This window comes from Allobosea sp. Tri-44 (assembly GCF_004123845.1).
Classification (GTDB): Bacteria; Pseudomonadota; Alphaproteobacteria; order Rhizobiales; family Beijerinckiaceae; genus Allobosea.
Genome location: NZ_NBDP01000030.1, coordinates 17,715 through 43,992 on the forward strand (window position 1 = coordinate 17,715; position 26,278 = coordinate 43,992).

The following is a 26,278-nucleotide window of genomic DNA, read 5'->3' on the forward strand; positions in this document are numbered from 1 at the left end:
CTACGCCGCTTGTCCGGGATGACGCCCAATGGTTGGCACCTCACCCCGGGGCCCTGGTATCGTCGATCACCTTGCCGTCGTTCGGCAAAATCCCCGGCGCCACCAGCTCGACGGCACCGCTCAGCTTGAAGACCTCGCGCACCGAGGCTTTCACCGCCTCGGCGAGCCCTATCCCCGGCGTGGCGGCCTCAGCCCTGAGGCACATCGCATCGGTCTCGCCGGCGCGCGTCACCACCAGCCGGCAGCGTCCGAGCTCGGGATGCCGTGCGGCGACAGCCGCGACCTGCTCGGGCCGGACGAACATGCCCTTGACCTTGGCTGACTGGTCGGCCCGGCCGAGCCAGCCGCGAATGCGCTGATTGGTACGTCCGCAGGGCGAGCGTCCCGGAAGCGCCGCGGTGAGATCGCCGACGGCGAAGCGGATCAATGGCTTGTTCGGATCGAGGATGGTCACCGCGATCTCGCCGACCTCGCCTTCCGCCACCGGCTGGCCGGTGCCGGGCCGCAGGATCTCGACGATGATGTCCTCGTTGAGGACGAGGCCTTCGCGGGCCGGCGTCTCATAGGCAATGATGCCGCATTCCGCCGTAGCGTAGCACTGATAGGCGTCGATGCCGCGCTCGCGGAACTCGGCCTGCAGCGAGGGCGGGAAGGCCGCGCCGGAGACCACCGCCCGCTTCAGCGAGGAGAGATCGCGCCCGCGCGCCGCGCCGAGATCGAGCAGGATCTTCAGGAAATCCGGCACGCCGGCATAGAGCGTCGGCCGGTAGGCCTCGATCAGGTCGAGCTGGGCGTCGCTATTGCCCGGTCCGGCTGGGATCACGGCGCAGCCGAGGACGCGCGCGCCGGCATCGAAGCACCAGGCGCCGGGCGTCAGGTGATAGGAGAAGGTGTTGAGCACGATGTCGCGGCGGCCGGCGCCGGTCGCCGCAAGTGCGCGGGCGACCCGCCAGGGATCGTCGTCATGGCGCTCGGGTTCGAAGATCGGCCCCGGCGACATCATCAGCCGGCGATAATCGCTGGGGCGGCCGGGCAACAGCCCGCCGAAGGGCAGCTTCGCGCGCTGGGTCGCCGGCAGGTCGGATTTGCGCAGCACCGGCAGGCAGGCGAGCGTCGCCCGGTCGGTTACCGCTTCGGGATCGACGCCGCGCAGATGCCGGCGCCAGGCTGGCAGCCGCTGAGCCGCCGCGATCACCTGGGGCAGCCGCCTGAACAGATCGGCCTCGCGGCGTGCGGGTGCGCGGGTTTCCAGCCGGTCGTAATGCTTGGCCATCGCAGTCTCTCAGGCGAGCCAGCGCTTGCGGCGCCGGTAGTGCTTGACCGCGTGATAGTCGACCTTCTGGTGGCCGCCGAGATAGGCGTCGGCGACGTCAGGATTGGCGCTCAGCACTGCAGCCTCGCCGCTCATCAGGATGCGGCCATTCTCGATCAGGTAGCCGTACTGGGCGATCTCCAGCGCCGCCGTCGCATTCTGCTCGACCAGGAGCACGGCGACGCCGTCGCGCTCGTTGACGCCCCGAATGATGTCGAAGATCTCGTCGACGAGGAAAGGCGCGAGGCCCAGACTCGGCTCGTCGAGCATCAGGAGGCGCGGCTCGGTCATCAAGGCGCGGGCGATCGCCAGCATCTGCTGCTCGCCGCCGGAGAGATAGCCGGCCTCGGCCTTGGCGCGCTGGGCGAGACGCGGGAAGGTCTCGAACATCCGGTCGATCAGCGCTGTGACATGGCCGCGCTCGCGATGCATGGTCGCGGCCGCGATCAGGTTCTCCTTCGGCGTCAGATGGCCGAAGACGCGCCGGCCTTCGAGCACATGGACGATGCCGAGCCGCACGCGATCGGGCGGGTCGACCGCGAGAATCGAGCGACCCTCGAAACTGATCTCGCCGCGCGTGACAGCGCCGCGCTCGGGCTTGAGCAGGCCCGAGATCGATTTCAGCACCGTGCTCTTGCCGGCGCCGTTGGCGCCGAGCACGGCGACGAGACCCTTCTCGGGCACCTCGATCGAGACGCCGCGCACCGCGAGGAAGACCTGATCGTAGACGATCTCGATATTGTTCAGCGCCAGCAGCGTCATCGGCCCGATCCGAAAAGGGGCGGCGCAATGAACTCGCGCCGCCCTGGCCCCGTCATTTCCCGGACTTCTTGAACTCTTCCGAGTTCTTGCGGATCTCCTCCCAGACCACGTCCTGGTTGGCGGAGTACCAGTCGGTGATCGGCACGAACTTGGCGCCGTCCCAGCGCGCGATCCGGCCCATGCCGCCGCCCTGGTGGTCGTCCTTGGTGATCGTGGTCGGCGGCAGCAGGCCGTCGGCGGTGAAGTTGGTGATCGAGCGCAGGCCCTCATTGAGCCAGGGGCCGGTGACCGGGCCGTTCGGGGCCTTCTCGGCCGCCTTGCGCACGCCCTCGACCATCAGCGTCGCCATCTGGACGCCGTAGTTGTAGTAGCCGGTGCCGACCTTGTTCTCGGGGCCGGCGCCTTTGCCCTTGCCGACGACGTCGGCCAGGATGTCCTTGATCACCTTGGGCTCGCGGCCGCCGACGCAGGGCTCGACCTTCATCACGCCCTTGGCCGCCTCGCGCCCGACCACGTCCATGTCGGATTCCGACAGCCAGACGCTGCCCGAGACCCGGTCCATCGGCAGGCCGTTGCGGATCGCCTCGGTCAGCGCAACGGTCTGGCCGACGCCGGCGCCCCAGAAGATCACGAAATCGGGCCTGGCGCGGCGCACCTGCGGCCAGATCGCCGACTGGTCGTTGCCCGGCGGCGTATAGGGGAAAGCGGCGAGCTCATAGCCTTCCTTCTTGGCGAGCACGTTGAGAATCGGCAGCGGCTCCTTGCCGAAGGGCGTGTCGATATGGACGAAGACGATCTTCTTGCCCTTGAGGCTGCCCTTCTCGGTCTTCTTGAACTGCTCGATGATCAGGCCGGCCTGGGTCCAGTAGTTGATCGAGAGCGGCAGGACATAGGGGAAGGCGCTGCCATCGGCCGCGTCGCTGCGGCCGGAATAGGCGGTGATCATGTTGATCTTGTCCTCGAGCGCGCGAGGCACCAGAGCCCGCGCCACCGGGGTCGAGAGCGGGTCGATCAGCACGGCGCCCTCGCGCTTGCCGCGCTCATAGGCCTCGATGGCGCGCGGCAGGTCGTTGGCGTGGTCGGTAATGTCGGCGACGATCTTGTAGCCACCGATGCCGCCGCGGTCGTTGACCAGCGTGAAGTAGTCGCGCTGGCCCTGGTTATATTCCGAGGTGACGAAGGTGTAGATCCGGGTGAAATCCTGCGGCAGCGTGAAGCGGACGATCTTCTCCTGGGCGAAGACCTGGACCGGCAGGGCGAGCGGCGCGGCCAGCGCGGCCGAGCCGGCGATGAAAGAACGGCGATCGAGCGACATCCTGTTTCCTCCAGCCCTGTCGTTGATTGAGGCACCGTCACCGCTGGGCATGGCGGAACGGCCAGACGAGCAAATAGTTGCGGAAATTGGCGTAGATCTTGGCGAGGCCGAGCGGCTCGTAGAGCAGGAAGCCGATCACCAGTGCGCCATAGGCCATCAGCGGCAGATGGGCGCGCAGGTCGATCGGCAAGGACAGGCCGAAGGTGCCGGCGGCGGCGCCGAGCAGGTTGTTGAGCAGGATCGGTGCAAACAGGATCAATGCCGTGCCGAAGAACGGCCCGAGCACGCTGCCGAGGCCGCCGACGATGATCATCGCCAGGATCTGGATCGAGAGCTCGATGTGGAACTGGTCGGGCGAGATCGCCCTAAGATAGGTCACCGCCAGCACCGAGCCGACGACGCCGCCGATGAAGGACGAGACCCAGAAGGCGAGCAGCTTGTAGCGGAAGGTCGAGATACCGAGGATCTGCGCGGCGTAGTCCTTCTCGCGTAGCGCCGCCAGCGCCCGGCCGAAGCTGGTGCGCCTGACGTTCAGCATGAACAGGGTGATGACGAAGCAGACGCCGAGCGCGAGATAATAGGTCGGTACCTCGCCCTGCAGCGGAATGCCGAGGAAGCTGACCGGCGGCACCTGCAACGTCGCCAGCGAGCCACCGCTGATCACCGACGAATGCGAGATGACGAAGTCGACGACGTACTGCATGGCGAGCGTCGCCATGGCCAAATAGATGCCCTTCATGCGCAGGGCCGCACCGCCGAACATCGTGCCGATGGTGGCGCTGAGCAGGCCGCCGGCGATCATCGCGATCTCGAGCGGTACGCCGAGACGCACCAGATGCACCGAGCCATAGGCGCCGATGCCCATCACCGCGCCATAGCCGAGATGGATCTGGCCGGACCAGCCCATCAGGAGGTTGAGGCCGAGTGCCGCCGAGGTCCAGATCAGCCAGGGCAGCAGATAGCCGGAGACATAGAGCCGGTCGAACAGGAATGGCGCCGCCAGCAGGATGGCGAGGACCGCAATGATCAGGCCGCGGTCGAAGCCGAGCGGAAACAGCTGGCGCTCGTCCTGATAGCGCGTGTGGCGGATCCCGGCGCGACGATAGAACACGGCGTCAGACCCTCTCGATATGGTGGCGGCCGAACAGGCCGTGCGGCTTGAGCAGGAGCGTCACCAGGATGATCACGGCCGCGACGACATCGCGCGAGCCGCCGCCGACGAGCGGATCGAGCACGCCGGTGGCAAGGCTCTCGGCCACGCCAACGATGACGCCGGCGATCAGCACGCCGGGGATCGAGTCGAGGCCGCCAAGGATCGCGATGGCGAGCGCCTTGATCAGCAGCAGAGAGAGCGACCAGTCGACGCCCTGCGTGCTGCCCCAGAGCACGCCGGCAGCGGTGGCGGAGACGGCAGCCAGCCCCCAGGCGACGGCGATCGCGCGCTCGACCCTGATACCGACCGACCAGGAGGCGGTCTGGTCGTCGGCGACGGCCCGCATCACCACGCCGAAGCGCGAATTGAAGAAGAACAGCGAGAGCAGGATCAGCAGCAGCGAGATCGAGCCGCCGATCATCGTGGAGCGGTTGAGCAGGAGCTCGCCGACGAAGAGCGGCTGCTGCGGCATGCCGATGTCGAGGCGCTTGACCGCGGCGCCGAAGACGCCGGGAAGAACGCCGCGCAGCATGATCTCGACGCCGAGCGTCAGCATGATCGTCATGATCACCGGCTGGCCGATCATCCGGCGCAGCGCGATGCGTTCCATCAGCAGGCCAAAGCCGAACATGATGACGAGCGCTGCCGGGATCGCCAGCCAGATCGGCAGCCCGACCAGAGTGGCGAGCGCCCAGGTGACGTAGCCGCCGGTCATGGCGATCGCGCCCTGGGCGAGATTGGCGGTGCCGGAGGTCTTGTAGATCAGCACGATGCCGAGCGAGACCAGCGCGTACATCAGGCCGACGAAGATGCCGTTGGTCGAGAGTTCCGCGAGCAGGATCCAGTCCATCAGGCGACGACCTCACTGATCCTGAGCGTCCGCCGGATCACGCCGTGCTCGCCGTTCTCATAGGTGATGATGGCCTCGAACACGCTCTCCTCGAGCCCGCCATAGAGCGCCGCGATCAGCGAGGCGTAGGTGGTCTCGATGGTGTTGCGACGCAGCTTGCGGGTGCGGGTGATCTCGCCGTCGTCGGCGTCGAAGTCCTTGTGCAGGTTGACGAAGCGGCGAATGCGCAGGCCGTCCGGCTGCGTGCCGTTGACGTGCCTGACCACCTGGCCGATCAGCCCCTGCACCTCGGTTCCCTGCGAGAGCTCGGCATAGGAGGTGTAGGAGATGCCGCGCTCCTCGGCCCAATGGCCGACCGCGTCGAAATCGATGCAGATGATCGCGGTGAGCTGGTCGCACCCGGCGCCGATCACCGCGACATTGCGGATATAGGGGCTGAACTTCAGCCGGTTCTCGATGAAGTTCGGGATATAGCGCTCGCCGGAAGCCGTGCGCACGACTTCGCTGACGCGGCCGAGCACGACGAGCTGGCCGTCCTCGTCGATGCGCCCGGCATCGCCGGTGTGCAGCCAGCCATCGACCAGCGCCTTAGCGCTACTATCGGGGTCGTCATAGTAGCCATCGACCACCGAGGTGGAGCGCACCAGGATCTCGCCGCTCTCGTCGATGCGGATCTCGCTGCCCTCCATCGGCCGGCCGACAGTATGGAGCTTGACCTGGCCTTCGGTCTGCGCCGCCGTCAGCGCGCAGGTCTCGGTCTGGCCGTAGAACTGCTTCAGCTTGATGCCGAGCGCCCGGAAGAACAGGAAAGTGTCCTCGCCAAGCGCCTCGCCGCCAGTGAAGGCGCGCTCGGCCCGGCCGAGCCCGAGATGGTCGCGCAGCGGCGCATAGACCAGCACGTCGCCGACCGCGTCGAGCAGCTTCTCCTTCAGCGTCAGCGTGCCACCAGCGAGGCGCTTGCGCTCGAAGGCAACGGCGCGCTCCATGGTCGTCTCGAAGAGCCAGCGCTTGAACGGCGTCGAGTTCTTCATGCCGACCTGGACGCGGGTCAGCATCTGGTCCCAGGCGCGCGGCGCGGCGAGATAGAAGGTCGGCGAGACCTCGCGCAGGTCGCGCATCACCGTCTCCTGGCGCTCCGGGATATTGATCGTCGCCGCCATCATCATGCCGGCGCCCAGAGTGAAGACGAAGTCGCCGACCCAGGCCGTCGGCAGATAGGCGTAGAGTTCCTCGTGCTGGTGGAAATAGCCGCTGCGGCCGGCATTGAGCAGGCCGCCGGTGACGTTGCGATGGCGCAGCGGGATGCCCTTGGGCAGGCCGGTCGTGCCGGAGGAGTGCAGCAGCACCGAGATGTCGTCGGCCTGCGGCGCCTGGACGAAGCGATCGCGGAGTTCCGGCTCGCGCGCCAACCGTTCGCGCCCCTTCGCCACCAGCGTATCGAGCGACATCAACCCGGGCAGATCGTAGCTATCGAGCCCGCGCTCGTCGTCATAGAGGATCGTCGCGACGCGCCCGGTCGCGGCCCTGAGCTCAAGCAGCTTGTCGACCTGCTCCTGATCCTCGGCCACGCCGACGGGCGGCGTTCCATGCAGGGTCGCGGCGATCAGCTCTTCCAGTGGGACGTCCGGAAACACCGGCGACGGGAAGGCCCGCAGCATGTTGGCGGCGAGCATGGCGTAATAGAGCCGCGGGCGGTTGTCGCCGATCACCGTCATCGCGGCGCCGGCCACCAGTCCGGCCTCTTCCAGCCCGGCAGCCATGGCGGCGATCTCGTCGAAGACCTCGCGCCAGTTCTGCTCCTGCCAGATGCCGTAGCGCCGCTCGCGGAAGGCGACGCGGTCGCCGAACTCGGCGGCGTTGCGGGCGAGCGCGGCGATCAGGGTCGCGGGCGTGCCGTCCGCCGCGACGGGCCAACGCCCGCTCTCACGGTCGATGCCGAGCGCCGCCATCATGCCGCGCTCCCCGCCTGGTGGCGCTTGGCGGCGCGCTCGCCGAGATAGGCGCTGACCACGCTCGGATGCGAGATCGCCGCCTGCGGCTCGCCTTCCGAGATCACCTCGCCATAGCTCAGCACGACGACGCGGTCGCAGATCGAGGTGACGACGTCCATGTGGTGCTCGATGATCAGGATGGTGACGCCGCGCGCTTCCTGCGCATCGAGGATGAAGCGGGCGATATATTCCTTCTCTTCCTGGTTCATGCCGGCCATGGGCTCGTCCAGGATCAGGAGACGCGGTTCGGCGACCAGCGCCCGCGCCAGTTCGACGCGCTTCTGCAGGCCGAGCGGGATGACCTCGACCGGTTCGTCGCGAATGTCCTGGAGCTGCATGAACTCGATGACTTCTTCGACGACCCGGCGATGGGCCAGCTCCTCGCGCTCCGCCCACCACCAGTAGAACAAGGCCCCGAGCGCACTCGGCTTCATGTGGGTGTGGCGGCCGATCAGGATGTTGTCGAGAACGCTCATGCCCTTGAACAGAGCGAGATTCTGGAAGGTGCGGGCGACGCCGCGGGCAGCGATGCGATGCGGCTTCAGCGCGGTGATGTCCTCGCCGAAAAGGGTCACCTTGCCGGCATTGGGCGGGTAGAAGCCGGTGATCACGTTGACCATCGTGGTCTTGCCGGAGCCGTTCGGGCCGACCAGACCGAGAATTTCGCCCTTGCGGACATCGAGAGACACGCCCTTCAGCGCACGCAGGCCGCCGAAGCTGCGCTCGATCCCGGTACAGGAGAGCGCAACGGGAGCGTCCGCCACGCTCGCCAGAGGGCGATATTGAGCGTCATTCATCCGAAGCGCCCGCCATCCGGACGCTGCAGCCAACGATCGCTGCCACAGCATTAACGGGTACCCGGCGCACGCGCGGCACCGCCGGATGAACGGCGTCTTCTCCCACGATGTCCTCCCCGGCTGCGCTGGTTTGTTGTCTGTCTAAGCGTCAGCTCAATGCAGCTAATGAATACAATTCATCTTGTGCTGTCAACTCTTCCGGGACCAGCTTCAGCACCATTGGCAGCTGCGCTTTTCCGCACCGCCCGACCGGTATCGCGCACCCTGGCGGACGCCAATGAACCGGCCTCAGCCCACCGCCGCGACAGCAGCCTGGCATGACAGGCGCGACGCGCCGGCCAGGGCCGCCTCATATTCATCGGCCAGCCGCCGGCAGAGCTCGCCTGCATCGGGCAAATCGCGGATCGCACCGACGCCCTGCCCTGCCGCCCAGATGTCGCGCCAGGCCTTGGCTTCCGCCGTGCCGAAATCATAGCTCGCGGGCTTGCTGAGATCGTCGGGATCGCGACCGGCAGCCACGATGCTGGGCTTGAGGAAATTGCCGTGCACGCCGCTGATGGCAGGGGTGTAGACGATATCGGCAGCGGAAGCGCCGAGCAGCATGCCCCGCAGCGCCTCCGGCGCCAGGCTCTCCTGCGTCGCCATGAAACGGGTGCCGAGATAAGCCATGTCGGCGCCCGCCATCATGGCGGCGGCGACCTGCGCGCCGTTGCTCAGCGCCCCGCCGAGCACGAGCGTGCCATCGAAGATATGTCGGATATCGGCCAGCGCCGCGAAGGGATTGAGCGGCCCGGCATGGCCGCCAGCACCGGCCGAGACTGCGATCAACCCATCGACACCAGCCTCGGCCGCCTTGGCCGCGAAGGCGAGTGTCGTCACATCGTGGAAGACCAGCCCGCCATAGCCCTGCACCGCCCGAATCAGGTCGCGGTTGAGGCCGAGCGAGGTGATGACCAGCGGCACCTTGCGCTCGACGACGACAGCAAGATCGGCGTCCAGCCGCGGATTGCTGCGGTGGACGACCAGATTGACGCCAAACGGCGCTGCGTCACGCTCGCCGTCGAGCCGTCCGGCGATCTCGTCGAGCCAGTCGGCGAAGCCTGCCGTCGTGCGCTGGTTGAGCGCCGGAAAGCTGCCGACGACGCCATTGCGGCAGCAGGAAACGACAAGGTCCGGCCCCGAGATCAGGAACATCGGCGCGGCAATGACGGGAACGCGCAAGCGTCCGGCGAAAGCAGCAGGTAACGGCAATGACCCCTCCCCTAAAGAGCTCGCTCGGCTCCGCACGGGCGCCCATCCTGCAAAGCGCCGCTTGCGGTTACGCTCTTGCCTGGAACGCGTCGATGATGAATGGTATTTATTAGTGTCGCCGCCCCCGTCCGGGCGCGTCGGCAGCCGGAAAGCGACCGCAGCGCGCCCGCGCTTCGCGTCGGCAAGGATCATCGATGGCACCTCGCAGCGCCCTGAAGCGACAGGTCAACCGGCTCCCGCCCGAGCGCCGCATCTCCGACATCATGGCCGCGGCCAAGCAGGTCTTCGCCGAGAAGGGCTACAATGACGCGCTGATCACCGACATCGCGCTGCGCGCCGGCGTGGTCGAGGGCAGCATCTATCGCTTCTTCGCCAACAAGCGCGAACTTTTGGTCAAGGTCGTCGAGCATTGGTTCGAGGAGTTGCTGCAGGAAGATGCCGAGCAGTTCGCCGCCGTGCGCGGCAGCTGGAACCAGATCCGCTTCCTCGTCTACAACCACCTCACCTCGATCCGCCGCGATCCGGCGCTGTCGCGATTGATGTTCCAGGAAATCCGCCCGGCGCCCGACTATCGCGGCTCGCACCTGTTCGATCTCAACCGCGCCTACACCCATCGCCTCGTCGACGTGGTCAAGGCCGGCATCGCCTCGGGCGAACTGCGCCCCGACACCTCGCCGAGCCTGGTGCGTGATCTGGTCTTCGGCTGCATCGAGCACCGGACCTGGACCTTCCTGCGCGGCGAGGGCGATTACGACCCTGCCGACACGGCGGAAGCGATCACCAATCTGGTCTATCGCGGCGTCGCGCTCGACCAGCCGGCCTCGCCGATCGAGAGCGTGGTCGCCCGGCTGGAGACGGCGACGGCCCGGCTGGAGGCAGCGGCTGGGATCGCGCCGGCGAAGCCCAACTCCCCCGGATCGCGCTGAGTTCACGCTCCGCCCTGCCCGTTGCCCGGGCCGTCGAAGAAATCCGGGCGCGGTATCGTCCAGGTCTCGCCCCAGAGCTGGGCGCCGCCGGCGACGTTGAGCACCTCGCCGGTGACGTAAGCCGCCGCCGGCCCGCAGAGATAGGCGCAGGCTTCGGCAACCTCCCAGGTCGTGGCGGTGCGCATCATCGGGTTGGAGCGCGGATAGGCCTTGACCACCTGCGGGTCGTAGACGCGCCAGCCCGGCGTTTCGATCGCGCCCGGCGCGATGCAGTTCACCCTGATGTCGAGCGGCGCCCATTCCACCGCCAGCGCCTGGGTCAGGCCGACCACGCCGGCGCGCGCTGCGATCGTATGGGCGACCCCGTGCAGGCCCTGCCGCGTCACCACCACGATCGAGACGATGCTGCCCGGCCGCTTCGCGTCGCGCCAGCGCCGGGCGGCCTCCTGCATCATGTACCAGGTGCCGTTGAGATTGGTGTCGACGACGGCGTTCCAGCCCTTCGTCGAGAAGTCGATCGCGGCCTGCGGGAACTGGCCGCCGGCACTGTTGACGAGGATGTCGATGCCGCCGAATTCGGCCGCAATCCAGTCGTGTAGCGCCGTGATCGTCGCGGGATCGCGGACATTCACCGTCTTGCCCGCCGCCTTCAGCCCAGCGGCGCGCATCGTCTGCGCCGCCGCCTCCAGCTTGCCCTCGTCACGCCCGGCGACGATCACCTGCGCCCCGAGCCGGCCGAGCAGCCAGGCGGTGGCACGGCCGATGCCGCCGGCGCCGCCGGAGATCAGCACGGTCCGCCCGGCGAAGGCGTCCGCCGCATAGACCGTCGGCAGCCGAGCGAGGTCGGCGTCCTCCAGCCCGAGTTCGCGGGGCTCGGCCTCAGCCATGGCGCTCCATCCCCTTCAGCAGTTCGCCGGCGATGATCATCTTGCGCACCTCGGTGGTGCCGGCGCCGATCTCGAGCAGCTTGGTGCTGCGGAAGAGCCGGTTGATCTCCGCTTCCCAGATATAGCCGGCGCCGCCATGGACCTGCACAGCCTTGTCGAGCACGTCGTGGCAGGCCTGCGCCGCATACATCACCGAGGCCGCGGTCAAGCGGTGGATGTCGCCGCGCCCGCCCCCGCCGACTTCGAGCGGCGCCGCCTCGGCCAGCGTCCGATAGCTGAAGCTGCGCATGGTCTCGACCAGCACATACATTTCGGCCAGCATCGACTGGACCATCTGGAAGGAGCCGATCGGCTTGCCGAACTGCTTGCGCGTCTTGGCGTAGTCGATCGAGAGCTCGAGCGCCCGCTCGGAAATGCCGAGGCAGAGCGGCGAGATCATTGCCCGCTCGAGATCGAGCCCGCTCATCACGATGGCGACGCCTTGATTCTCGGCGCCGACCAGATTGGCGGCCGGGACGCGACAATCCTCGAATAGCAATTCGCCGGTCGGGCTGCCGCGATAGCCCATCTTGGTCAGCTTCTGCGCCACCTTGAAGCCGGGGAAATCCTTCTCGACGATGAAGGCGGAGATGCCGTGGGCGCCGCGCTCCTTGTCGGTCTTGGCGTAGACCAGCAGCACGTCGGCGACCGGGCCGTTGGTGATGAAGATCTTGCTGCCGTTGAGGATGTAGTGGTCGCCGTCGCGGCGCGCGGTGGTGCGCATCGAGCCAAGCGCATCCGAGCCCGCCCCCGGCTCGGTCAGGCCGAGCGCGCCGATCGTTTTCCCTGAGCAGAGATCCGGCAGGTATCGGCGCCGCTGTTCCTCATTGCCATTGCGATAGATGTTGTTGGCGCAGAGGTTGTCATGGGCGACGACCGACAGAGCCATCGCATGGTTCCAGCGGCTGAAACCCTGCAGCACCAGCCCGGCCTGCAGCAGATCGAGCCCCGCCCCGCCATATTGCTCGGGGATCGTCGCGCCGAGGAAGCCACTCTCGCCGATATGGCGGAAGCCCTCCTCCGGCCACCACTCCTCATCGTCCATGCGCTGCGACAGCGGATAGAGCTCGGCACGGGCGTAACGGTCGGCGCCGTCGAGGATGGCGGTCTGCTCCTCGTCGAGCCCGAAGGCATTGGCGCGGTTGCTACCGTTCACGGCGTTCACGTCGATCTCCTCCCTCGCCCCCACGCAGCGGTGCGGGCAGCGAGCCATTCGGCTCGATTGATCTTATTGAGCGTATTTCATCAGTGGCGATCGCGACTGTCAACGCAAGCCTGTGTGGCAAAATCGAACAATCCATTTGAGTACCATTCGGCACATTCTCGCCGCTACGCGGCTATTGACACAGCAAATGAATTGAAATCATTTACTGCACAAAGGCTCCCTCAGCGAGCCGCGCAGGGATGGAACCGTGAGCGAAGAGGTCATCACCCGACGCGAGGGCGCAGCGCTGGTCGTCACGATCAATCGCGAGAGCCGCCGCAATGCCCTGAATGAGGCTGTTGCCGAGGGAGTCGTCGCTGCGCTCGACCAGGCCGAGGCCGATCCCGAGGTACGCGCCGTGATCCTGACCGGGGCCGGTGACAAGGCTTTCTGCGCCGGCGGCGACCTCAAGCCCAATGCGGACGGAACACCTTTCACCATCGAGGCCTCCGATCCGCGCCATTACGTCGCCGGACTGCTGCGCCGGATGGACGCCTGCCGGCTGCCGCTGGTGGCGCGGGTCAACGGCCATGCGCTGGCCGGCGGCCTCGGCCTGATCTGCGCCTGCGATCTCGTGGTGGCGCGCGACGACGCCTTGCTTGGCGTCACCGAGGTCAAGGTCGGGCTCTTCCCGATGATGATCCTGCCCTATCTGATGCGGGTGCTGCCCTATCGCCGGCTGATGGAACTCTGCCTCACCGGCGAGACCATCAAGGCGGGCGATCCGGAAGCCGTTGCGATCGTCAACTACGCCGTACCGGCTGATGATCTCGACGCCAAGACGGCATGGCTGGTCGGGCGCCTTACCGACAAGTCCCCGACCGGCATCCGGCTCGGCAAGCAGAGCCTCGCCAAGATCCGCGAGATGTCGACCGATACGGCGCTCGAATACGCCCAGTTCATGCTGGCCAACATGGCTCGCACCGAGGATGCGCGCGAGGGCTTTGCCGCCTTCGCCGAGAAGCGGCCGCCGGTCTGGACCGGGCGGTGAGCGCCGTGCGCGAGAGCATCCGCATCGGCTGCGGCGCCGGCTTCTGGGGCGACAGCCCGGAGGGGCCGCGCCAGCTCGTGCGCCATGGCGGCATCGACTATCTCGTGCTCGACTATCTGGCCGAGATCACCATGTCGATCCTCGCCCGGATGAAGGCGAAGAACCCGGCGCTCGGCTACGCCACCGACTTCGTCTCGCTGGTGATGAAGCCGCTCGCCCGCGAGATCGCGCAGAAGCGCATCCGCGTCGTCACCAATGCCGGCGGCGTCAATCCGGAAGCCTGCCGCGACGCTCTGCTTGCCGCCTTCAAGGAGGTCGGGGTCGACCTCAAGGTCGCGATCGTCACCGGCGACGACCTTTCAGGTGAGGCCGAGCGGCTGCGCGCCCAGGGCATCACCGAGATGTTCTCCGGCGCGCCCTTCCCCGAGCGGACCGCCAGCATCAACGCCTATCTCGGCGCCTTCCCGATTGCGGCGGCGCTCGCGGCGGGCGCCGATGTCGTGGTGACCGGGCGCTGCGTCGACTCGGCCGTCGTGCTCGGCCCGCTGATCCATGAATTCGGCTGGAAGCCGGAGGATTACGACCGGCTCTCGGCCGGCAGCCTCGCCGGCCACATCCTCGAATGCGGCGCGCAGGCGACCGGCGGCATCGTCACCGACTGGCGTGCGGTCGCCGGCGACTGGGCCGACATGGGCTTCCCCTTCGCCGATTGCCGCGCCGATGGCAGCTTCGAGATCGGCAAGCCCGAGGGCACCGGCGGCCGCATCAGCCCAGCGACCATCGCCGAGCAGGTCGTCTACGAGGTCGGCGATCCCGCCGCCTACATGCTGCCGGATGTCTGCTGCGACTGGTCGCAGGTGAAGCTCGAAGCCTCGGGTCCCGATCGCGTCCGGGTCTCAGGTGCTCGCGGACGGGCGCCGTCCGCGAGCTACAAGGTCAGCGCCACCTATCCCGACGGCTATCGCTGCGCCGCGACGATGATGATCGTCGGCGATGACGCGGCCGAGCGGGCCGAGGCGGTCGCGAAGGCGATCCTTGCCCGCTGCGGCCGATTGATCCGCGAAGCCGGTCTTCCCGATTTCGCTGAAAGCTCGATCGAGACGCTCGGCGCCGAGGCGAGCTATGGTGCCCGGAGCCAGGCGCGGGCGACGCGTGAGGTCGTCCTCAAGATCGGCGTGCGCCATCCCTCCAGGGAGGCGCTACAAATCTTCGCCCGCGAGATCTACCCGGCCGCCACCGCGATGGCGCAGAGCCTGACCGGCTTCGCCGGCGGCCGGCCCGAGCGGCAGCCGGTGATCCGGCTGTTCTCCTTCCTGATCGACAAGGCCGAATTGCATCCGAGCGTCAGCCTCGGCGAGACGAGCCTGCCGGTGCCGGCGCATATCCCGTCGGCGACCACCAACGCGCCCTCGCCTGTCGGCGCGGATCCCTCGGAGGTCGTGACCGGCGAGACGGCCAACGTGCCGCTCATCGCCCTCGCCTTCGGCCGCAGCGGCGACAAGGGCGACATCGCCAATATCGGCGTGATCGCGCGCGATGCCGCCTTCCTGCCTTGGCTGAGGCGGGTGCTGACGCCGGAGGCAGTCGGCCGGCACTTCGCCCATCATGTCGAAGGCAAGGTCGAGCGCTTCGACTGGCCGGGCCTCGGCGGCTTCAACCTCGTCATGCACCGGGCGCTCGGCGGCGGCGGCATCGCTTCGCTCCGCCACGACCCGCAGGGCAAGGCGATGGCGCAGGTGCTGATGAGCCTGCCGGTGCCGGTGCCCGCCGCCTGGCTCGCGCCGGGTGGTCCTCTCCACGGCTTCAAGACCACGGACGACGCATGATGACGGCTCCGGACGACACCCAGCCATTCCGCAAGGTCCTGATCGCCAATCGCGGCGAGATCGCCTGCCGCATCATCCGGACGCTGCGCGAAATGGGCATCGCCTCGGTCGCGATCCATCATCCGGTCGAGGCCCGCGCCCGGCATGTGCGCGAGGCCGACGAGACTGTCGAGATTTCGGGCGAGACGCCGGTCGCGGCCCATCTCGACAGCGGCCAGATCATCGCGGCCGCCCGCGCCGTCGGCGCCGACGCGATCCATCCGGGCTATGGCTTCCTCTCCGAGAATGCGCGCTTTGCCTGCGCCGTCTCCGAGGCCGGGCTCACCTTCATCGGGCCGGATGCCGACACCATCGCGCTGATGGGCGACAAGATCTCGGCGCGCCAGTTCGCGGCCGATCACGGCGTTCCGGTCGCGCCCTCGGTGATGCCGACCGAAGACCTCGCCGAATTCACCCGCCAGGCAACGGAGATCGGCTTTCCGCTGCTGATCAAGGCGGCGGCGGGCGGCGGCGGCAAGGGCATGAGCATCGTACGCTCGGCCGAAGAGCTTGAGGGCGCCGCCCGCCTCGCGGCGAGCGAGGCGCAGCGCTATTTTGGCGATGGACGCGTCTATGCCGAGCTCTTCGTCGAGCGTCCCCGCCATATCGAGGTGCAGGTCTTCGGTGACGGCAAGGGCAGCGCGATCCACCTGTTCGAGCGCGAATGCTCGGTGCAGCGCCGCTTCCAGAAAATCATCGAGGAGGCGCCGGCCGCGAACCTGCCGGCCGCACTGCGCGACGAGATCTGCGCCTCGGCGGTCAGGCTCGCCGCCGCCTCGAACTACCGCAATGCCGGCACGGTCGAGTACATCCTCGGCGCCGATGGCCGCTTCTTCTTCCTGGAGATGAACACCCGCCTGCAGGTCGAGCATCCCGTCACCGAGATGATCATCGGGCTCGACCTGGTACGCATGCAGATCGAGATCGCCGCAGGCAGCGACCTGCCCATCACGCAGGATGCCGTCGCCGCTAATGGCCACGCCATCGAATGCCGGATCTGCGCCGAGGACCCCGAGCGCGATTTCCTGCCGGAGACCGGCACGATCCTGCATCTCGACGCGCCGCAGGCGGCTTACCTGCGCTTCGAGAACGCGCTTGATCGCGGCCAGCGCGTCACCGCCGATTTCGACCCGATGCTGGCCAAGCTCGTCGCCCATGGGCCGGATCGCGCCGTGGCGACAGAGCGCGCCATTGCGGCGCTGCACGAGCTCGCGCTGCTCGGGATCAAGACCAATATCGACTATCTCGCCCGTGTGCTCGGCCACCCTGCCTTCGCCGCCGGCGAATTGCACACCGGCTTCGTCGTCCAGCACAAGGCCGAACTCACCGCCGGCGAGCCGGATGAAGCGACACGCGACACCGTGCTGATCGCCGCAGCGCTCGGCCTGCGCGACTTCCGCGATCTCATCCTCGGCGTGCCCGAGCCGCACGCCTCGATCGGGCATTGGAGGAACTGAGCATGGTCCTCAAGCTCGACCTCGACGGCACCGTCCACACCATCACCATCCTGGCGCGCCGGCCGCATCTGGTGCTCTCGGTCGATGGCCGCCGGCATGTCGTCGAAGGCCTCGACGAAGTCGGCGACGGCAGCCGCGCGCTGACGCTCGATGGCGGGCCCGTCGCCTTCGCCCGCGCCGGCAGTGCCGACGGCGCCATCATCCGCCTGGACGGACGCAGCTTCGCGCTGCGCCGGGTCGATGCCGCAGCCGAAGCCTCCGCAGCGGGTGGCGGCGCCAATGTCGTGCGCGCGCCGATGCCGGGGACCGTCGTCGTGGTCCATAAGCGCGTCGGCGACAGCGTCCAGCGCGGCGAGACCATCGTCACCATCGAAAGCATGAAGCTGCAGATGAAACTCGATGCGCCGCGTGACGGCGAGATCGCCGAGATCGCGGCGCGCGAGGGTGAAGGCTTCGACAAGGACGCCGTGCTCGCCCGTCTCGCGGCACCGGCGGAAGGCTGACCCGATGTCCAGACTGCAATCGTCGATCAACACGACTTCCGCCGATTTCCGCCGCAACGAGGCGCATAACCGCCGCCTCGTCGCCGAGTTCAAGGCGAAGCAGGAGGCGGCGCGTCACGGCCGCCCGCAGCGCGACCTCGACCGGCTCGCCCGCCAGCAGAAGATGCCGCAGCGCAAGCGCATCGAGATGCTGCTCGACCCCGGCACGCCCTTCCTCGAGCTCTCCTCGCTCGCCGCCAACATGGCCTATGGCGGGGAATCGCCCTCGGCCAGCTCGATCGTCGGCATCGGCATGGTCTCCGGCCGCGAGGTGATGATCCGCGCCGACGATCCGACGGTGAAGGGCGGCGCCTGGTATCCCCTCACGGTCAAGAAGATCGTCCGCGCCCTCGATATCGCCATGGAGAACCGGCTGCCGGTCGTGCATCTCTGCGATTCCGCCGGCGGCTTCCTGCAGCTCCAGTCGGAGCTGTTTCCGGACCGCTACATGGGCGGGCGGATCTTCCGCAACCAGTCCATGCTGTCGAAGATGGGCGTGAAGCAGCTCGCTCTGGTCTTCGGCCATTGCACGGCCGGCGGCGCCTATATCCCGGGACTTTCCGACTACAGCGTCATCGTGCGCGGCACCGGCGCGGTCTTCCTCGGCGGCCCGCCTCTGGTGAAGGCGGCGACGGGCGAGGACGTCACGGTCGAGGAGCTCGGCGGCGCCGAGATGCACACCAGCGTCTCGGGCACCTGTGACTACCCGGCCGACAGCGAGGAGCACGCCATCGAGATCGGTCGCGACATCGTCTCGCAATGGGACCGGCTGCCGCGCTGGGAGGCGCAGCGCGAGGCGCCGGAGGAACCCTTCTACGATCCCGCCGAGATCTACGGGATCGTGCCCGACGACATCAAGAAGGCCTTCGACATGCGCGAGATCATCGCGCGCATCGTCGATGGCAGCCGCTTCCATGAATACAAGCCGAACTATGGCACGACGCTGGTCTGCGGCTTTGCCAATATCTGGGGCTTCAAGGTCGGGATCCTCGCCAACAATGGCGTGCTCTTCAACGATTCCTCGATCAAGGGCGCGCACTTCATCGAGCTCTGCAACCAGAACAACACGCCGCTGGTCTTCCTGCAGAACATCACCGGCTACATGGTCGGGCGCGAATACGAACGGCGCGGCATCACCAAGGACGGCGCCAAGATGATCATGGCGCAGAGCTGCTCGCGGGTGCCGAAGTTCACGGTGATGTGCAACGGCTCGTTCGGCGCCGGCAATTACGGCATGTGCGGGCGCGCCTTCGACGGGCGCTTCCTGTTCTCCTGGCCAAACCACCAGATCGGCGTGATGGGCGGCGACCAGGCGGCGAACACGCTGGCCGAGGTCAAGGCCAACCAGATGAAGCGCAATGGCGGCGCGGTCGACAAAGGCGAGATCGACAAGCTCTGGGACGAGACGCGCAAGGCCTATCAGGAGCAGCTCTCGGCCTATTACTCGACCTCGGAACTCTGGGACGACGGCATCATCGATCCGCTCGACACCCGCAATGCGCTCGGCGTGGCGATCTCGGCCTCGCTCAACGCCCCGCTCGGCCCGCCCGGCTACGGCGTCTTCAGGTTCTGAACCATGCCGGGAACGCTCCGCCTCTATCTCGATTTCGCCTCTCCCTATTCCTATTTCGCGCTCGGCCCGCTTGCGCGGCTGGCTGAAGAACATGATCGCGAACTGGAATTCCGGCCGATCCTCCTCTGGGCCGTGTTCAAGCAGCAGGGCATCGTCAATCCGCTGGAGAAGCCGGCGCGGCGGCGCTATTTCCTCGAAGACGTGACCCGCTCGGCCGCGTTCTTCGGCCTGCCGTTCCGCATTCCCGAACCGCTGCAGATCTCGGCCCATCTCTCCGGCCGGCTCTACCATGGCTGGACCGCTCGCCGGCCGCAGGACGGATTGCGGCTGGCGAGCGAGATCTTCGAGGCCTTCTTCGCCAAGGGCGAAGATATCGCCGATCTGGCCGTGCTCGCCGCCCTGCCTTGCCTCACAGGCGAGACTCCCGAGACGATCCGCGCCATGATCGACGGCAGCGAAGGCCGCCAGCGCCTCAGCGAGGCAGTGGATGAGGCCTGCGCCGCCGGTGTGACCGGCGTGCCGTTCGTGACATTGGACGGCGAGAGCTTCTTCGGCGCCGACCGCCTGCCGCAGATCGCCTGGCGGCTGCAGCATCCGCGTGGCTGACCGCAGACAGGAGGGTGCGATGAGCGACGACAGGCTCGCCGGGGCGCTCAAGGCCACGCCCTTCATCGACGCCACTGCGCCGGCGGTCCGTGCCTTCGTCGAAGACCATGCCGGGACAGGTCCGGACCGCTACCGCGCCGTGCGGCTCTATTATGCCGTCCGCGACGCCATTCCCTATGACCTGCGCTATTTCGGGATCGAGCGCGACATCTTCGTCGCCTCGCGCTGCCTGGAGGCGAAGGGCTCGTTCTGCGTGCCCAAGGCGCTGACGCTCGCCGCGGTTTGCCGCGCCGCCGGCATCCCGGCCAGAATAGGTTTTGCCGATGTGCGCAACCACCTCGCCTCGCCGCGCATTCTCGAACTGATGGGCAGCGACGTCTTCCGCTGGCACGCCTATACGCTGCTCTATCTCGAAGGCCGCTGGGTCAAGGCGACGCCGGCCTTCGATCTTGCCTTCTGCGCCCGCTTCGGCGTCGAGCCGCTCGATTTCGATGGCAGCACGGATTCGATCTTCCAGCCCTTCGACACGGAAGGGCGCCAGCACATGGACTATGTGCTCGACCGCGGCGACCATGACGACATGCCGTTCGAGGCCTTCCGCCAAGCGATGCAGGAGGCCTATCCGCGCCTGATCACGGCGATGGCGGCCGAACGCACGGCGCTTGCGGGCAAATCCCAGCCGAAGCCTGCTCCGGCGGCGTAGTCGTCAGCCCGGCGCAGGCCGTGACCGCAATTCTTCCATACTGACCGGATAAGAAGATGGCTTCGCCAGCGTTGCCGTGGATCGCCACGGCAACGCTGGCCGTTGCGTTTTTGGGCGCCCGACTGCCGTCTTCCGCTCCATCCCGCCAGAGCACGCACGAGAGAAGTAGACCATTTCCGCCGCCGATTTTATAAGACGGCTAACCAATTTAACGGCATAATCTGCCGCTTCATTCCTCCGATTCCCGCCGAAAGAGCGCCCTCCCCACGATGAACGCCGCCGAGAGCACCACCGCCATCCTGATCCATCTTGCCGGCGCGGTGGCGCTGCTGATCTGGGCAGTCCGGCTGGTGCGAACGGGCGCGACCCGGGCGTTCGGATCGTCGCTGCGGCAGGCGATTGCGCGCTTCACCGGCAACCGCGTCTCAGCCATGGCGAGCGGGGCGGTGGTCACGCTGATCCTGCAGAGCTCAACGGCGACGACGCTGCTGCTCTCCTCCTTCGCCGGACAGGCGCTGATCGGGCTGCCCATGGCCTTCGCCGTGCTGCTCGGCGCCAATATCGGCACGGCGCTCGCCGCCTTCCTGGTCTCGTTCGAGCTCGGCTGGATCTGGGGGGCGTGCCTCGCCGTTGGCGTGACGCTCTATCTCGCCAACGAGGCGATGAACCGCGCCCGCAATATCGGCCGCCTGATCGTCGGCATCGGGCTGATCCTGCTCTCGCTCGCCGAGCTCAAGACCGCCTCGGCGCCGCTGGCGCAGTCACCGGTCTTCCGCACCGTGTTCGAGGCGCTGGCCAGCGAGCCCCTGCTCGCCATCGCGCTCACCGTCGCTGCGACCTGGCTGACCCATTCGAGCCTCGCCATCGTCCTGCTGATCGCCTCGTTCTGGGCGGGTGGGCTGTTCCCGGCCCCGACCGCACTGATCCTGATCGTCGGGGCCAATCTCGGCAATGCGCTGGTGCCGGTTATCGACCAGCTCGGCGCGCCGGTCGTGCAGCGCCGCGTCGCGCTCGCCAACCTTTTGACGCGCATCATCATCGCGCTCGTCGTCATCCCCTTCGCCAAGCCGCTGGCTGCCTGGTTCTCGCAGCTGTCGCAGAACCCCGCGCGTCTCGCGGTCGAAATCCATCTGGCGCTGAACATCATCGGCGCCCTCGCCTTCCTGCCTTTCATCGGTCCGATCGCCGCGCTGGTCACGCGCCTGACCCCGGCTGCGCCCGAAGCGGAGAAGCGCACGCAGCCGCTCTATCTCGACCCCAGCCTGCTCGACAGCCCGCCGGAAGCCCTCGCCAGCGCAATGCGCGAGACGCTGCATCTCGGCGACCGCGTCAGCGCCATGCTGAAGGACCTGCTGATCCTGCTGGAGCAGGACAAGCTCGCGCTCTCGCGCGAGATCGCCGCGGCCGATGACGGCGTCGACACGATCCACGAGGCGATCAAGCTCTATCTCGTCCAGCTCTCGCGCCGCCCGCTCTGCGAGGAGGACAGCCGGCGCCTGTTCGAAATCATCACGGCGACCACCAATCTCGAGCATATCGGCGACATCATCGACAAGAACCTGCGGGAACTGGCGGAGAAGAAGATCCGAAAGCGCTACCGCTTCTCGGAAGAAGGCCTCGCCGAGATCCGCGACTTCCATGCGAGGGTCAGCCACAGCCTGCAGCTCTCGCTCAACGTAATGGCCTCGCGCGACATCACCCTTGCCCGCCAGCTCTTCGACGAGAAGAGCGCGATGCGCGTCGCCGAGCGGATGGCGACCGAGAAGCACTACGAGCGCCTGCGCAGCGGGGTTGCTCAGTCGCTCGAAACCTCGTCGATCCATCTCGACGTGCTGCGCGACCTGAAGCGCATCCACGGCCACATCACCTCGATCGCCTATCCGATCCTGGAAGCCGCCGACGAGCTCAGCGACACCAGGCTGCGCAAGGCCGAGGAGCATCCTGCCGACGACAGCTACGGCCTCGCTCTGCCGCATAAGCCGGCCTGACGCGACGCGGCCTGGGCTGGCGCCGCGCGCGCTTGACAGCCTGCCGGTTTGACCGAGCTTAAGGCCAAGGCTCGGGGGCATCATGGATCGCATCGACGCGATGAAAGTGTTCATCGCCGCACTGGACGAGGGCAGCCTCGCCGGGGCGGGACGCCTGCTCGGCCGCTCCCCGGCCGCCGTCAGCCGGGCTGTCGCCTTCCTCGAACAGCAAGCCGGTGCTCCGCTGCTGCACCGGACGACCCGCTCGATCCGGCTGAGCGAGACCGGCGAGCGCTATGCCGCCGCCTGCCGCCGCGTCCTCGCCGACCTGCAGGAGCTCGACGCGGTCGGCGCCGGCGAGCAAGCCGCCCCGCGCGGCACCTTGACCATCACGGCGCCGCCGATCAGCGGCGAGGAGATCCTGCGGCCGATCGTCGATGCCTTCATCGAGGCCTTTCCGGCCGTATCGGTCAACCTCGTCCTGCTCTCGCGTGGCGCCAACCTGGTCGAGGAAGGCATCGATATCGCCTTGCGCATCCTCGACCTGCCGGATTCGGCGATGACGGCCATCCGCATCGGCGGCGAGGTCCGGACGGTGGTCGCAGCCTCGCCGCGCTATCTCAGCCAGCACCCGCGTATCGACGAGCCGGGGGACCTCGCCAGTCACAGCATCATCGCCTGCACCGATTTCGGGCGCGATGCCTGGGTCTTCCCGCCCGTGAAGGGTGGCTCCGTGTCACGATCCGTCCAGTTCAAGCCGCGGCTCACCGTCAACAGCGTCAGGGCAGCATTGGGGGCTGCGGTCGGCGGGCTCGGCGTGACGCGGCTGTTCACCTACCACGTTGCCGAACGGGTGCAGGACGGTTCGCTCGAGCTCCTGCTGCGGGATGCCGAGCCGCCGGCCCGCCCCGTCAACCTGGTCATGCCGCAGGGCCGTTCGAACGTCCCCAAGGTCCGGGCCTTCCTCGACTTCGCCGTGCCGCGCTTGCGCGCCGACTTCGCGCGGCTCTCGGCCGCGCCGGGCGTGATGCGCTCCTGAACCATTCATTCTTCCACGCCACGGAGGAATGACTGCCGGACAGCAGGCATTCAGCCGAAACGCGAAACACTCCAGATTCCTCGTCATCAGGCCCAGGGCCGGGCAGCAGCACCTCCGCTCGCTGCCGAAGCAACGAGGATCATCATGAGCAACGAACGGAAAGTCGCCATCGTCACCGGCGCCTCGCAGGGCATCGGCGCGGCGCTGGTCAAAGGTTTCCGCGACCGCAATTATCGGGTCGTGGCGACATCGCGCTCGATCACGCAGGGCAGCGATCCGGACATTCTTGCAGTCCCCGGCGACATCGCCGACCCGGCGACGGCCGGGGCGGTCGTCCGCGAGGCGATTGCCCGCTTCGGTCGCATCGACACGCTGGTCAACAATGCCGGCATCTTCATCGCCAAGCCCTTCACCGACTACACGGCAGAGGATTTCCAGAGAAAGATCGCGACCAATCTCGCCGGCTTCTTCCACATCACCCAGCAGGCCGTGGCCGCCATGCTGAAACAGGGCTCCGGCCACATCGTCAGCATCACCACGAGCTTGACCGACCATGCGGTCGCGGGCGTTCCGACCGTGCTCGCCAACCTGACCAAGGGCGGCATCAATTCGGCGACCAAGGCGCTGGCGGTCGAATACGCCACCCAGGGCATCCGCGTGAACGCGGTCTCGCCGGGCATCATCAAGACCCCGATGCACGCGCCGCAGACGCATGAATTCCTGGCCAACCTGCACCCGGTCAAGCGCATGGGCGAGGTCCGCGACATCGTCGACGCTGTGCTTTTCCTGGAAAGCGCCGGTTTCGTCACTGGCGAGATCCTCCACGTCGATGGCGGCCAGAGCGCCGGCCACTGACCCGCAACCGGACCACAGGAGGTTTCCATGCCGATCGTCACCATCCAGGTCACCCGCGAGGGCTCCGGCCCGGGCCGCTCCTCGGTCACGCAGGAGGAGAAGGCCAGGCTCATCGCCGGCGCCAGCCAGCTCCTGCTCGACGTGCTGAACAAGCCGCTCGAGGCGACCTTCATCGTGATCGAGGAGGTCGAGCTCGACAATTGGGGCTGGGGCGGCCTGCCCGTCCCGGAGTACCGCAAGCGGCGCGCGGCGAGCTAGTCTCGCCGCCAGCGATCTCGAACCGGTCTCGCCCAATCCTGCACTGCGGATAAGCTGACCTTCGCCTTTGAAATCGACGGGCTGCGGCGGACACTAGCCCCTGGCCCGTCCGGCCCCCTGAGGAGCGATCATGACCAGCACCGCACAATCGCGACTGCTCGACCTGTTCGGCATCGAACTGCCGATCATCCAGGGGCCCATGGCCCTGGCGTCGACACCGGAGATGGCCATCGCCGTCAGCGAAGCCGGCGGGCTCGGCTCGCTGGCCGGCGCGCAATACAACGAGGCGGGGCTGCGAACGGCGCTGGACACCGTGCGGGCCGGCACGCGCCGGCCGATCAACGTCAATTTCTTCTGCCATACGCCGCCGGCCGATGATCCGGCGCGTCAGGCCACCTGGCTGAAGCACCTCTCCGGCTACTATGCCGAGGCCGGGCTCGATCCGGACATGCCGAAGACGCCGAGCGGGCGCACGCCCTTCGATGCCGGCTTGGCGGGCGTCGTCGAGGAGTATCGGCCCGAGGTCGTCAGCTTCCATTTCGGACTGCCCGCGCCCGAGCTGTTCGAGCGGGTCAAGCGCACCGGCGCCAAGGTGATCGCCTCGGCGACCACGGTGCCCGAGGCGCGCTGGCTCGCCGAGCACGGCGTCGATGCGGTCATCGCCATGGGGGCCGAGGCCGGCGGCCATCGCGGCATCTTCCTGAACGACCGGATCTCCGAGCAGGTCGGCACCTTCGCGCTGGTGCCGCAGGTCGTCGATGCCGTCTCGGTTCCGGTGATCGCCGCCGGCGGCATCACCGACCGGCGCGGGGTGGAAGCCGCCTTCGCGCTCGGGGCGGCTGCCGTCCAGGTCGGCACCGCCTATCTGTTCACGCCGGAAGCGAGCATCTCGCCGATCTACCGCAAGGCTCTCGGCATGGGCGACCGCCCGACCGCGATCACCAACCTGTTCACCGGCCGGCCGGCGCGCGGCATCGTCAATCGCGCCATGGCCGAGCTCGGGCCGCTCTCCGAGCTCGCCCCGGCCTTCCCGACCGCCGGCACAATGCTGGGGCCGCTGCGCAGTGCCGCGGAGGCGGCAGGCCGGGACGATTTCACCCTGCTCTGGGCTGGTCAGGCCTACCCGCTGGCCAAGCCGATGTCGTCGGCGGAGCTGACGCGGATGCTCGCCGGGCTAGAGGGCCGGTAGCCCGCGCTCGGGCTCGGCCGCTGGAAAGGCCGGGCTCCACCGCTCCAGGGCGCTGCGGCCGGCATCGGTCAGCCCGTAGACGCCGCGTTCGGCCTTCTCGAACCAGCCATAGACGTTGCGGTGCAGGATCTTCTGAGCGTCGGGGCAAGACGGCCTGAGGTCGCGCGGACGCTTTGGCTCGGCGCTCATCGCCGCGGCGCAGGCGAGCGCCTGCTGGCGGTAGGCGGTCATGATCGGCTGGCGCGTGCTGCCGCCGGCTGCCGGATCGCCCTTGCGCCGGCGATGCTCGTCGACCAATCGCGAGCGGGCCCGCGGATTCTTGCGCGGCGTCGGCGCGGTCGGCGAGACCAGCACCTCGACACGGCCAGTGCTGGAGACGCCGAGCAGGCCGAAGCCGAGACGGCGGCAGAGATCGCGATAGCGCGGGTCGCTCTCTCGCCCCTTGCCCCTGGCCGAAAGCTGCGCCGCGAGCCAGATCTCGTCGCCGAGGCGCAATCGGTCGACGCCCTGCAGGATGAGCTCGAGATTGAAGGCGAGCTTGAGCTCGCCGATCACCACCACGGTGGCATCGCCCTCCCGGAGGCCGACGAGATCGCAGCGGCCGATCTCGCCCTTCACGACATAGCCGAGCTCCTCGAGGAAGCGTTTCACCGGCGGATAGAGCAAGGTTTCCAAGCGGCATCTCCTGGCAGCTGCTCAGGAGCGTAACGCCGAGAGGTTTCCGAGAGCCGAACGCGGCGGCGAGC

24 protein-coding genes are annotated in these 26,278 nt (G+C 67.7%); 13 read left to right on the forward strand and 11 right to left on the reverse strand.

The window, feature by feature from the left end:
• Positions 1-40: 40 nt before the first annotated feature.
• The 8 genes from B6S44_RS16475 to B6S44_RS16510 form a co-directional block, all read right to left on the reverse strand.
• Positions 41-1,273: a phenylacetate--CoA ligase family protein gene (locus B6S44_RS16475; RefSeq protein WP_129157981.1), complete on the reverse strand. Its 1,233-nt coding sequence runs from the start codon at positions 1,271-1,273 to the stop codon at positions 41-43.
• A 9-nt stretch (positions 1,274-1,282) separates the two neighbouring features.
• Positions 1,283-2,074, reverse strand: coding sequence for an ABC transporter ATP-binding protein (locus B6S44_RS16480; RefSeq protein ID WP_129157982.1), 792 nt, complete (start codon positions 2,072-2,074; stop codon positions 1,283-1,285).
• A 52-nt stretch (positions 2,075-2,126) separates the two neighbouring features.
• Positions 2,127-3,389, reverse strand: coding sequence for an ABC transporter substrate-binding protein (locus B6S44_RS16485; RefSeq protein WP_164985857.1), 1,263 nt, complete (start codon positions 3,387-3,389; stop codon positions 2,127-2,129).
• Between the two features lie 37 nt (positions 3,390-3,426).
• Positions 3,427-4,500: a branched-chain amino acid ABC transporter permease gene (locus B6S44_RS16490; protein WP_129157984.1), complete on the reverse strand. Its 1,074-nt coding sequence runs from the start codon at positions 4,498-4,500 to the stop codon at positions 3,427-3,429.
• Positions 4,501-4,504: 4 nt separating this feature from the next.
• Positions 4,505-5,392 (reverse strand): branched-chain amino acid ABC transporter permease, encoded by an 888-nt coding sequence (locus tag B6S44_RS16495; RefSeq protein ID WP_129157985.1) that lies wholly within the window; start codon positions 5,390-5,392, stop codon positions 4,505-4,507.
• Complete coding sequence (locus tag B6S44_RS16500; protein WP_248309630.1) at positions 5,392-7,344, reverse strand: AMP-dependent synthetase/ligase; 1,953 nt, start codon at positions 7,342-7,344, stop codon at positions 5,392-5,394. Before B6S44_RS16500 ends, B6S44_RS16495 begins: the two co-directional genes overlap by 1 nt.
• Positions 7,341-8,180 carry an ABC transporter ATP-binding protein gene (locus B6S44_RS16505; RefSeq protein WP_129157986.1) on the reverse strand — a complete coding sequence of 280 codons (840 nt, stop codon included), beginning with the start codon at positions 8,178-8,180 and terminating at the stop codon, positions 7,341-7,343. Before B6S44_RS16505 ends, B6S44_RS16500 begins: the two co-directional genes overlap by 4 nt.
• A 288-nt stretch (positions 8,181-8,468) precedes the next feature.
• Positions 8,469-9,431 carry an NAD(P)H-dependent flavin oxidoreductase gene (locus B6S44_RS16510; protein WP_206735178.1) on the reverse strand — a complete coding sequence of 321 codons (963 nt, stop codon included), beginning with the start codon at positions 9,429-9,431 and terminating at the stop codon, positions 8,469-8,471.
• 194 nt (positions 9,432-9,625) lie between these two features.
• On the opposite strand from B6S44_RS16510, the gene B6S44_RS16515 reads away from it, so the two are divergent.
• The gene (locus B6S44_RS16515; protein ID WP_129157987.1) at positions 9,626-10,357 is read left to right on the forward strand and encodes a TetR/AcrR family transcriptional regulator; all 732 of its coding nucleotides are present in this window, start codon (positions 9,626-9,628) and stop codon (positions 10,355-10,357) included.
• Between the two features lie 2 nt (positions 10,358-10,359).
• Here the strand turns inward: B6S44_RS16515 and B6S44_RS16520 are convergent, their stop codons facing one another.
• Both B6S44_RS16520 and B6S44_RS16525 read right to left on the reverse strand, forming a co-directional pair.
• Positions 10,360-11,244 carry an SDR family oxidoreductase gene (locus B6S44_RS16520; protein WP_129157988.1) on the reverse strand — a complete coding sequence of 295 codons (885 nt, stop codon included), beginning with the start codon at positions 11,242-11,244 and terminating at the stop codon, positions 10,360-10,362.
• Positions 11,237-12,448: an acyl-CoA dehydrogenase family protein gene (locus B6S44_RS16525; RefSeq protein WP_206735179.1), complete on the reverse strand. Its 1,212-nt coding sequence runs from the start codon at positions 12,446-12,448 to the stop codon at positions 11,237-11,239. Before B6S44_RS16525 ends, B6S44_RS16520 begins: the two co-directional genes overlap by 8 nt.
• A 247-nt stretch (positions 12,449-12,695) precedes the next feature.
• Here B6S44_RS16525 and B6S44_RS16530 point away from each other — a divergent pair, with 247 nt between their 5' ends.
• The 12 genes from B6S44_RS16530 (at position 12,696) to B6S44_RS16585 (ending at position 25,532) form a co-directional block, all read left to right on the forward strand.
• Entirely contained in the window at positions 12,696-13,478 is a 783-nt protein-coding gene (locus B6S44_RS16530; RefSeq protein ID WP_129157990.1) for an enoyl-CoA hydratase-related protein, read from the forward strand.
• On the forward strand, positions 13,475-15,304 hold the full coding sequence (locus B6S44_RS16535) for an acyclic terpene utilization AtuA family protein (RefSeq protein ID WP_129157991.1): 1,830 nt from the start codon (positions 13,475-13,477) through the stop codon (positions 15,302-15,304). Before B6S44_RS16530 ends, B6S44_RS16535 begins: the two co-directional genes overlap by 4 nt.
• Positions 15,301-16,800 (forward strand): acetyl-CoA carboxylase biotin carboxylase subunit, encoded by a 1,500-nt coding sequence (locus B6S44_RS16540; RefSeq protein WP_206735180.1) that lies wholly within the window; start codon positions 15,301-15,303, stop codon positions 16,798-16,800. Before B6S44_RS16535 ends, B6S44_RS16540 begins: the two co-directional genes overlap by 4 nt.
• A gap of 2 nt (positions 16,801-16,802) precedes the next feature.
• On the forward strand, positions 16,803-17,303 hold the full coding sequence (locus B6S44_RS16545) for a biotin/lipoyl-containing protein (protein WP_129157992.1): 501 nt from the start codon (positions 16,803-16,805) through the stop codon (positions 17,301-17,303).
• 4 nt (positions 17,304-17,307) lie between these two features.
• Positions 17,308-18,915, forward strand: coding sequence for an acyl-CoA carboxylase subunit beta (locus B6S44_RS16550; RefSeq protein ID WP_129157993.1), 1,608 nt, complete (start codon positions 17,308-17,310; stop codon positions 18,913-18,915).
• Between the two features lie 3 nt (positions 18,916-18,918).
• Positions 18,919-19,521, forward strand: coding sequence for a 2-hydroxychromene-2-carboxylate isomerase (locus tag B6S44_RS16555; RefSeq protein WP_129157994.1), 603 nt, complete (start codon positions 18,919-18,921; stop codon positions 19,519-19,521).
• A gap of 19 nt (positions 19,522-19,540) precedes the next feature.
• Positions 19,541-20,224: a transglutaminase-like domain-containing protein gene (locus B6S44_RS16560; protein WP_129157995.1), complete on the forward strand. Its 684-nt coding sequence runs from the start codon at positions 19,541-19,543 to the stop codon at positions 20,222-20,224.
• A gap of 269 nt (positions 20,225-20,493) precedes the next feature.
• Positions 20,494-22,212 carry a Na/Pi cotransporter family protein gene (locus tag B6S44_RS16565; protein ID WP_129157996.1) on the forward strand — a complete coding sequence of 573 codons (1,719 nt, stop codon included), beginning with the start codon at positions 20,494-20,496 and terminating at the stop codon, positions 22,210-22,212.
• 82 nt (positions 22,213-22,294) lie between these two features.
• Positions 22,295-23,230, forward strand: coding sequence for a LysR family transcriptional regulator (locus tag B6S44_RS16570; protein ID WP_129157997.1), 936 nt, complete (start codon positions 22,295-22,297; stop codon positions 23,228-23,230).
• Positions 23,231-23,374: 144 nt separating this feature from the next.
• A complete protein-coding gene (locus tag B6S44_RS16575; protein WP_129157998.1) occupies positions 23,375-24,085 on the forward strand; it encodes an SDR family NAD(P)-dependent oxidoreductase in 711 nt (236 codons plus the stop codon).
• Positions 24,086-24,112: 27 nt separating this feature from the next.
• Positions 24,113-24,343, forward strand: a complete 231-nt coding sequence (locus B6S44_RS16580; RefSeq protein ID WP_129157999.1) for a tautomerase family protein — start codon at positions 24,113-24,115, stop codon at positions 24,341-24,343.
• 130 nt (positions 24,344-24,473) lie between these two features.
• Positions 24,474-25,532 (forward strand): NAD(P)H-dependent flavin oxidoreductase, encoded by a 1,059-nt coding sequence (locus B6S44_RS16585; RefSeq protein ID WP_129158000.1) that lies wholly within the window; start codon positions 24,474-24,476, stop codon positions 25,530-25,532.
• On the opposite strand, the gene B6S44_RS16590 is transcribed toward B6S44_RS16585, so the two are convergent.
• Positions 25,518-26,207 carry a DUF2161 domain-containing phosphodiesterase gene (locus B6S44_RS16590; protein WP_129158001.1) on the reverse strand — a complete coding sequence of 230 codons (690 nt, stop codon included), beginning with the start codon at positions 26,205-26,207 and terminating at the stop codon, positions 25,518-25,520. The two genes, B6S44_RS16585 and B6S44_RS16590, sit on opposite strands and share 15 nt — an antisense overlap.
• Positions 26,208-26,278: the final 71 nt, after the last annotated feature.

Coding starts and splice junctions, on each gene's coding strand:
- B6S44_RS16475 (WP_129157981.1), bottom strand. CDS start 1,273: ATGGCCAAGCATTACGACCGGCTGGAAACCCGCGCACCCGCACGCCGC.
- B6S44_RS16480 (WP_129157982.1), bottom strand. CDS start 2,074: ATGACGCTGCTGGCGCTGAACAATATCGAGATCGTCTACGATCAGGTC.
- B6S44_RS16485 (WP_164985857.1), bottom strand. CDS start 3,389: ATGTCGCTCGATCGCCGTTCTTTCATCGCCGGCTCGGCCGCGCTGGCC.
- B6S44_RS16495 (WP_129157985.1), bottom strand. CDS start 5,392: ATGGACTGGATCCTGCTCGCGGAACTCTCGACCAACGGCATCTTCGTC.
- B6S44_RS16500 (WP_248309630.1), bottom strand. CDS start 7,344: ATGATGGCGGCGCTCGGCATCGACCGTGAGAGCGGGCGTTGGCCCGTC.
- B6S44_RS16505 (WP_129157986.1), bottom strand. CDS start 8,180: ATGAATGACGCTCAATATCGCCCTCTGGCGAGCGTGGCGGACGCTCCC.
- B6S44_RS16515 (WP_129157987.1), top strand. CDS start 9,626: ATGGCACCTCGCAGCGCCCTGAAGCGACAGGTCAACCGGCTCCCGCCC.
- B6S44_RS16520 (WP_129157988.1), bottom strand. CDS start 11,244: ATGGCTGAGGCCGAGCCCCGCGAACTCGGGCTGGAGGACGCCGACCTC.
- B6S44_RS16540 (WP_206735180.1), top strand. CDS start 15,301: ATGATGACGGCTCCGGACGACACCCAGCCATTCCGCAAGGTCCTGATC.
- B6S44_RS16545 (WP_129157992.1), top strand. CDS start 16,803: ATGGTCCTCAAGCTCGACCTCGACGGCACCGTCCACACCATCACCATC.
- B6S44_RS16550 (WP_129157993.1), top strand. CDS start 17,308: ATGTCCAGACTGCAATCGTCGATCAACACGACTTCCGCCGATTTCCGC.
- B6S44_RS16555 (WP_129157994.1), top strand. CDS start 18,919: ATGCCGGGAACGCTCCGCCTCTATCTCGATTTCGCCTCTCCCTATTCC.
- B6S44_RS16560 (WP_129157995.1), top strand. CDS start 19,541: ATGAGCGACGACAGGCTCGCCGGGGCGCTCAAGGCCACGCCCTTCATC.
- B6S44_RS16565 (WP_129157996.1), top strand. CDS start 20,494: ATGAACGCCGCCGAGAGCACCACCGCCATCCTGATCCATCTTGCCGGC.
- B6S44_RS16570 (WP_129157997.1), top strand. CDS start 22,295: ATGGATCGCATCGACGCGATGAAAGTGTTCATCGCCGCACTGGACGAG.
- B6S44_RS16575 (WP_129157998.1), top strand. CDS start 23,375: ATGAGCAACGAACGGAAAGTCGCCATCGTCACCGGCGCCTCGCAGGGC.
- B6S44_RS16580 (WP_129157999.1), top strand. CDS start 24,113: ATGCCGATCGTCACCATCCAGGTCACCCGCGAGGGCTCCGGCCCGGGC.
- B6S44_RS16585 (WP_129158000.1), top strand. CDS start 24,474: ATGACCAGCACCGCACAATCGCGACTGCTCGACCTGTTCGGCATCGAA.